This is a genomic window from Brasilonema bromeliae SPC951 (assembly GCF_012912135.1).
GTDB lineage: Bacteria > Cyanobacteriota > Cyanobacteriia > Cyanobacteriales > Nostocaceae > Brasilonema > Brasilonema bromeliae.
Window position 1 is genome coordinate 1 of record NZ_QMEB01000310.1, and the last position, 6,350, is coordinate 6,350.

6 protein-coding genes are annotated in these 6,350 nt (G+C 41.2%); 3 read left to right on the forward strand and 3 right to left on the reverse strand.

Annotated features, from left to right (window positions below):
* Nucleotides 1–197 precede the first annotated feature (197 nt).
* On the reverse strand, nucleotides 198–929 hold the full coding sequence (gene purN, locus DP116_RS26265) for a phosphoribosylglycinamide formyltransferase (protein ID WP_169157946.1): 732 nt from the start codon (nucleotides 927–929) through the stop codon (nucleotides 198–200).
* Between the two features lie 240 nt (nucleotides 930–1,169).
* Between purN and DP116_RS26270 the strand changes: the two genes are divergently transcribed.
* Nucleotides 1,170–1,826, forward strand: a complete 657-nt coding sequence (locus DP116_RS26270) for a pentapeptide repeat-containing protein (protein WP_169157947.1) — start codon at nucleotides 1,170–1,172, stop codon at nucleotides 1,824–1,826.
* 138 nt (nucleotides 1,827–1,964) lie between these two features.
* Here the strand turns inward: DP116_RS26270 and fraD are convergent, their stop codons facing one another.
* Nucleotides 1,965–2,993, reverse strand: a complete 1,029-nt coding sequence (gene fraD, locus DP116_RS26275; RefSeq protein WP_169157948.1) for a septal junction protein FraD — start codon at nucleotides 2,991–2,993, stop codon at nucleotides 1,965–1,967.
* Between the two features lie 65 nt (nucleotides 2,994–3,058).
* Nucleotides 3,059–3,601 (reverse strand): filament integrity protein FraC, encoded by a 543-nt coding sequence (gene fraC, locus DP116_RS26280; RefSeq protein ID WP_169157949.1) that lies wholly within the window; start codon nucleotides 3,599–3,601, stop codon nucleotides 3,059–3,061.
* A 583-nt stretch (nucleotides 3,602–4,184) separates the two neighbouring features.
* On the opposite strand from fraC, the gene DP116_RS26285 reads away from it, so the two are divergent.
* Both DP116_RS26285 and DP116_RS26290 read left to right on the forward strand, forming a co-directional pair.
* Nucleotides 4,185–5,321 (forward strand): cob(I)yrinic acid a,c-diamide adenosyltransferase, encoded by a 1,137-nt coding sequence (locus tag DP116_RS26285; protein WP_169157950.1) that lies wholly within the window; start codon nucleotides 4,185–4,187, stop codon nucleotides 5,319–5,321.
* A 274-nt stretch (nucleotides 5,322–5,595) separates the two neighbouring features.
* On the forward strand, nucleotides 5,596–6,144 hold the full coding sequence (locus DP116_RS26290; protein WP_169157951.1) for a cytochrome C: 549 nt from the start codon (nucleotides 5,596–5,598) through the stop codon (nucleotides 6,142–6,144).
* Nucleotides 6,145–6,350 lie beyond the last annotated feature (206 nt).

Consider the following 6,350-nt stretch of genomic DNA (forward strand, 5'->3'; position numbering starts at 1 on the left):
GTCTTAATTCAAGGAATTTTGTCTTCTAGTTTTTCCGGGTAAAAAAAGTAAATTTTGGTTTGATGATTATTTAGCCGACATCGCAAGATTGTAGAGAAATCTTGCTTCCAGACATAATTAAAGGATTTTTGTCTTTCAAACTGGTCGTGTGGCAAAGACAATGAGTGCAATGTGGGGTCTTGGCAACTTTCTAACCGTTAGATGGGCTTGCTGCTAGGGCGATGCTCCAGCAGGGAGCCAGCAAAGCTGATCGCCAAAGGCAAAATCCGATGTTCCTGAACTTGAATCCTCGCGTGGAGTGTTTCTGGTGTATCATCAGGCAACACAGGTACTGCTGCTTGCATCAAAATGGAACCGCTATCCATTTCTAAACAAACAAGATGCACTGTACAACCAGCAATTTTCACCCCCTCGGCAAGGGCTTGTTCTACTGCACGTGAACCCTTAAAACTAGGTAACAAACTAGGATGGATATTGATAATCTTGTCAGGAAACGCATCAATAAAAACTGACGTTACCAGCCGCATCCAACCAGCCATAACTACCAATTCCACATCATACTCCTGCAAAGTTTGGACAATTTGTCTATCCAAATCTTCACGGCTTTTGTACTCACGGTGATTAAGAAGCACAGCAGGGACACCCCATTTTGCTGCCCGTACTGCGGCATAGGCGTCCGGATTATTGTAGATTAAAACTTGAATTTGGGCGGACAACTGCCCGTCTTTGATTGCTTGGGCAACAGCCTCAAAATTACTGCCACTTCCAGAAGCCAGAATTCCCAATTTTATGGGAGTTTGTGTACGAAGTGTGTCAGCACTGATATTGGGAGAAACGAGGTTAGAAAAGACAGCGTCGGGCTGAGTCAAAGCTGCGGGAGAGTGTTGCAATGCAGGCGACTGCTGTGTAGAATCAGGGCTAAAGCTCATAATAAATGACCATCTGACTGGTTTGCTAAAATATCAAGTTTTTGTGACCTTTATCAGAGTCTTTTGACATAAAGAAAGACTCAAAGCTTGCATAATAAGGCTTTTCCTGATTTGGCTGAAATTTTTAGGAATTTTTTTTAGATTCTTGACTCAGCTTATATACTTCTGAGGTGTAATCTCAAAAATGCAGTAATTTTTGGTATCCGTAGTTTGGATATGTTACACCTAGAGGTCAATACCATGAAAAACTTTGCTGAAAAACACGAATTCATTCTCAATCAAATTACAGATCAATGTTTTCAACAAAGGGACTTGAGTGGATGCGACTTAAGTGGTATCGACTTGAGAGGAGTTGATTTGAGTGGAATTAACTTGATAGGAGCAGATTTGCGTTCTGCAAATCTGAGTCATGCAATCCTCACTGGTGCAAATCTAAGTGGGGCAAATTTAATGCAAGCCAATCTGCAAGAAGCTTATTTATATGAAGTTTCTTTATGTGAAGCTAATTTGAGTTACGCTGATTTAAGTCATGCAAATTTATGTGGAGCTTTTTTATGGCGAGTGAAGTTATGTGGAAGTAAGCTATGGGCAGCTTCTTTGTGTGATGCTGATTTAAGCGAAGCCGACTTAACTGAAGCTAACTTAATTGAAGCATCACTCATTCAAGCTAATTTAGTAAGAGCCAATCTTACAGCTGCAAAGCTTTGTGGAGCAAGCTTACTAGAAGCCAATTTGAATCAAGCTAACTTAACTGCTGCTGACTTGACATGGGCAAATCTCATGGAAGCAAATTTGAATGAAGCAAACCTTTGGGAGGCAAATTTATCGGAGGCAAAACTACAAGGTGCTATTATGCCTGACGGAACTATTCACCAACCTCAAATCTTCTTTTTTTAATTAAGGGAAAGTGGCAATACGGTTCGGTATAGTCATTGTTGATCAGAGAAACCGGGTAACTTCTGCGAGTTTATTCAAGAAACCCGGTAACTTCTGCGAGTGCTTATCCGAATCCTATTGTCCTGACTCCTCTTGTCATCATTGCTGCGGTGGTGGTGAACCTGCAAAAAATGAACTTTTTGTGTCGCAATCTATTTCGGCGATCGTATTTCTGTTTTCTGTTTTATTAACAGTTTGGCTGGAGGTGCTTCCAGATGTTAACACTGGATCAACTCGACAGGATTTTACTAAGTAATATCCACGGGGATTAGAACTAGGACCACCCCAGATACTTAGGAGATCCAGTTTATATCCATTCTTGGCGTTAGATACACGCGGTTCAACACGCCATAAAAATCTTTCGTCATATTCTGCCAACTCTCTTTGTATGACTTGCTTGCCTAAGTTACCCACATTTTGTCCTGCATTGAGTAACCATTGTTCTGCTTCCGACCAAGGTTTGTCACGTATTTGTTCTTCTACTTTTGGGGTAAGTTTATCTAAAATTAAAACGCCGTTTTTTGGAATTTTTTCAGTTGATACTGTTTTAGTAACAAAGGCGCTGCCCTGATAATTGTCTACTATGAGACTGGGATATTCTTTTAACCAATTCTCTGTGACAAAATAGAATTGCAGCCAACAACTAATTACCATACAACTGCCAACTAGAATAATCATTTTTTGGCGGTCTTCTATCTTAGGAATTTGAGTTTTTGCATCTATACCACTTCCTTCAAAAAATTCTGGAATTGCAGTAATGATTGCTGAAATCGTTGGCCAAAGAACAATTGTCCTTGATGTCAAAACATTTTCTCCATAACCAAAAGCAAAAACACTGACTAAAAATCCAGTAATCAGTGCCCCTACAGGCAGATTAGTTCCTGGAACATATAACGGGTTATCCGTCGTATACCAAGCAGTACCAAAAATCAGAAATAACCAACCGCAAAATGCTATTAAGTCCTTGACAAATCCCAGAGATAGAGATGACATTAACCAAGAAAAAATACTTAAATAAATTAATGTTTGCCAAGAGTAGGCTCTCGGCGGAATTAGTATCTTTTTTATCCGTTCATAAACGCTTTCAACAATTCCAAAAAGACCAAATGCGTCCCTTATTATTTGCATATTCTTCTCCTTTAATTAAGAATTAAAAATGATTGTAGTTCATGATTTATAGAGCTTGAACAAAATTACGTATTCACAGAGCGAATAAATAAGATAATTGCGACTAAACTATAGCTGAGTGCATTGGCTATAAGTATAGTAGTCACTATATTTGTATTTTGCCATTTACTCTTAGAAGCAAGACGGGAATTGCGTCGTTGTATAACTTGAGGTTCTGGAGGAGCTTTTTTGAAATCACTTAATGATATTAACAAGACTCTCAAAAGAGCATACTTAACTAAAAAAGTGCTAAAGAAAATGATAAAAGCAGTTAAAATTAATAACGTTTGTATCCCAGGTGTTTGTAAGCGATTGAAAAAAACAAAACTCATTAATTCTGATTTTAAATTGGGTGACAAGACTGGCTCTACAAAGAAAAAGATGACCCAACCAATCACATTAGAAAAGACATTGATAGAGATCGCATAAAAAGCACTCGTCTTTTTGTCAAATTTTAGCCTTGTATTTAAGACATATGCTTCGATAGGAATTGCCACTAGTAAAAATAAAAAATTAAACAAAATTGCACCAATGGGAAAAATTGTAGGAAGTTCAGGAATGTCAAACATAAACAAGTAATCGCTAAAGTGTAACTTAAGAGAGTATAGCCGCAACACTGAGCATGATGGGGGCAACTAAGCCATTCAAAAGATGCCCTACAGGTACCCTAAGCACAATTTGCCGCTTTTGTGCAGGAGGCACAAAATTCGCTCGTTCAATCCGCAAGAAAACAACCTGCTAGCAAGTAGTATAGCCCCTAGCTGTATCAGTTTTTCTGTGTGACAGTTTATCTTATTTCTTCTAGTTTTTTAGCATCTTTTTGTTTATATATCCTCTTGTTGCTTTTCTTCATATATTTCAATACCTTATAGGGTGTCAGATGTGAAGAGTCCTTACACCCTTAGACTGATCTTGTAGAAAACGGGCAACCTTGTTTACTCGTTTTAATAAGATATGGGCGGTTTCGTACGATGAAGCGACAATTCCAGCGTCTAGAACCGCAATCATGCCTAGGTTGCCCGTTTTCTATAATTTTCATCAAACCCCATAACGCTAGTTGCTTGAACCGAACTCTCCGGCTTGGCTTGCCTGCATGAAATCTGATAAAACCTTGGGTAAGATCAAAGACTCCCACGTTAAAGCTTTCAAAAGATGACAAGGAACAGCATTGGTATTCGTACGGCGCAATTGCGCCCCTCACGGCTTACTGGTCAAATTCACGTTTATGATGGTGCAGGTAAAGGCAAGTCACAAGCAGCTTTAGGAGTCGTATTGCGTTCTATAGGGTTGGGGATAAATACTCCCAACAACTCTAACCGTGTTTTGCTGTTGCAGTTTTTAAAAGGACCAGAAAGGGATTACGATGAGGATGGGGCTATAGCAGCCTTGCAACGAGGTTTTCCCCATCTGATTGACCAAGTTCGCACTGGTAGAGCAGAATACTTTGGACCAGAAGAAATTACGCCTTATGACAGGGCTGAAGCGGCGAGAGGTTGGGATGTGGCTAAAGGTGCGATCGCAAGCGGTTTATATTCAGTTGTCGTCTTGGATGAAATTAACCCCGTCCTAGATTTAGGTTTGCTTCCAGTAGATGAAGTGGTACGCACACTAAAATCCAAACCACAGGAATTAGAAATCATTACTACTGGGCGTGCAGCACCGCAACAATTACTTGATATTGCGGATTTACACTCAGAAATGAAACCCCATCTCCACCCAACCGCAAAAGCACAGAGAATACAAGGTATTGAAATTTACACAGGCGCGGGCAAAGGGAAATCGACGAGTGCCTTGGGCAAAGCCTTAAAAGCAATTGGTAGAGGAATTAATCATCCAGGTTCTACTCGGGTATTAATTATGCAGTGGCTCAAAGGTGGCACTGGTTATACTGAAGATGCCGCCATAGCAGCTTTACAGCAGTCATATCCAGAGGTGGTGGATCATCAACGCTGTGGGCGAGATGCGATAGTTTGGCGCAACTCCCGTCAAGAATTGGACTACGTGGAAGCTGAACGCGGTTGGGAAATTGCGAAGACTGCGATCGCCTCCGGATTGTACAAGACGATTATTCTCGATGAGCTTAATCCGACAGTGGATTTGGAACTACTACCGATTGAACCGATTGTTCAAGCTTTACTTCGTAAACCCCGCGATACCGAAATCATTATCACAGGTCGCTGCCAAAATCAACCACCATACTTCGACTTAGCTAGCGTTCACTCTGAAGTATACTGCCACAAGCACTATGCTAATCATGGTGTAGAACTCAAGCAAGGTGTAGATTTTTAAATGAGTCATTAGTCATTAGTCATTAGTCATTAGTCAAAATGGCTTGACTATTGACTCATTCCCAATAAACAATTATCTGTTTTGTGAATATGGATAACAATACACTGGACTTAATTACAGCAGGATTGGCGATCGCTATTATCTTAGGTGGCTTCCTGATGATGTTTACTACGATTCTGACCACCAAACGCAAGTGAGCTAAGCCAAGTGGACAAACATTTTTCTTATAAAATGTGCAAGAAGCGCCGATATGCAAAATGTGTGAGTGTGACGAATGTCAAATATTGTTAAGCGCCAATCACGTCAGCGAAAACAAAAGCGAAAGCCCATCGGTTTGCTTGTGGTCATCCTGGCTTGGAGTCTAGCTATGGGATGGCTGTTAGCTTTGGCAACTCATGCCAATGGTGCTACTCCTACCTCAGAGGTAGGTACTGTTGATGTCGTACCAGCACAATATCAACTAGGACAACAATTATACATAGAAAACTGCTCCACTTGTCACATAGCCATACCACCAGCGGTTTTGCCTACCCAAACTTGGAAAAATCTTTTGGAAGATACACAACATTACGGCGTACAGTTAAAGCCTTTGGTCGATCCGCCACGTATTTTAGTATGGAAGTATCTCGCAACTTTTTCCCGTCTTCAACTCCAAGACGAGCAAACACCATATCGCGTCAATAACTCCCGGTATTTCAAAGCTTTGCATCCTAAAGTCAAGCTACCCAACCCCGTGCAAATTGGCAGCTGTGTCACCTGTCATCCCAGTGCTGTTGACTTTAACTTTCGTCGTCTGACTCCGGAGTGGGAGAACTCCCAGTAAACTTTTAACTAGCGGTGACGACAACCTGCTGCGGGAGGGTTTCCCGACAGCCAGGCGACTGGCGTTAGCCGTAAGGCGTGCGCTTTGCGCATACCCGGAGGGTTTCTTGCGCTAGCAACGCCCTTTAAGAAACACTATCCCCCTTCTATTTTATTCCCTGTTCCCTGTTCCCTGTTCCCTGTTCCCTGTTCCCTGTTCCCTGTTCC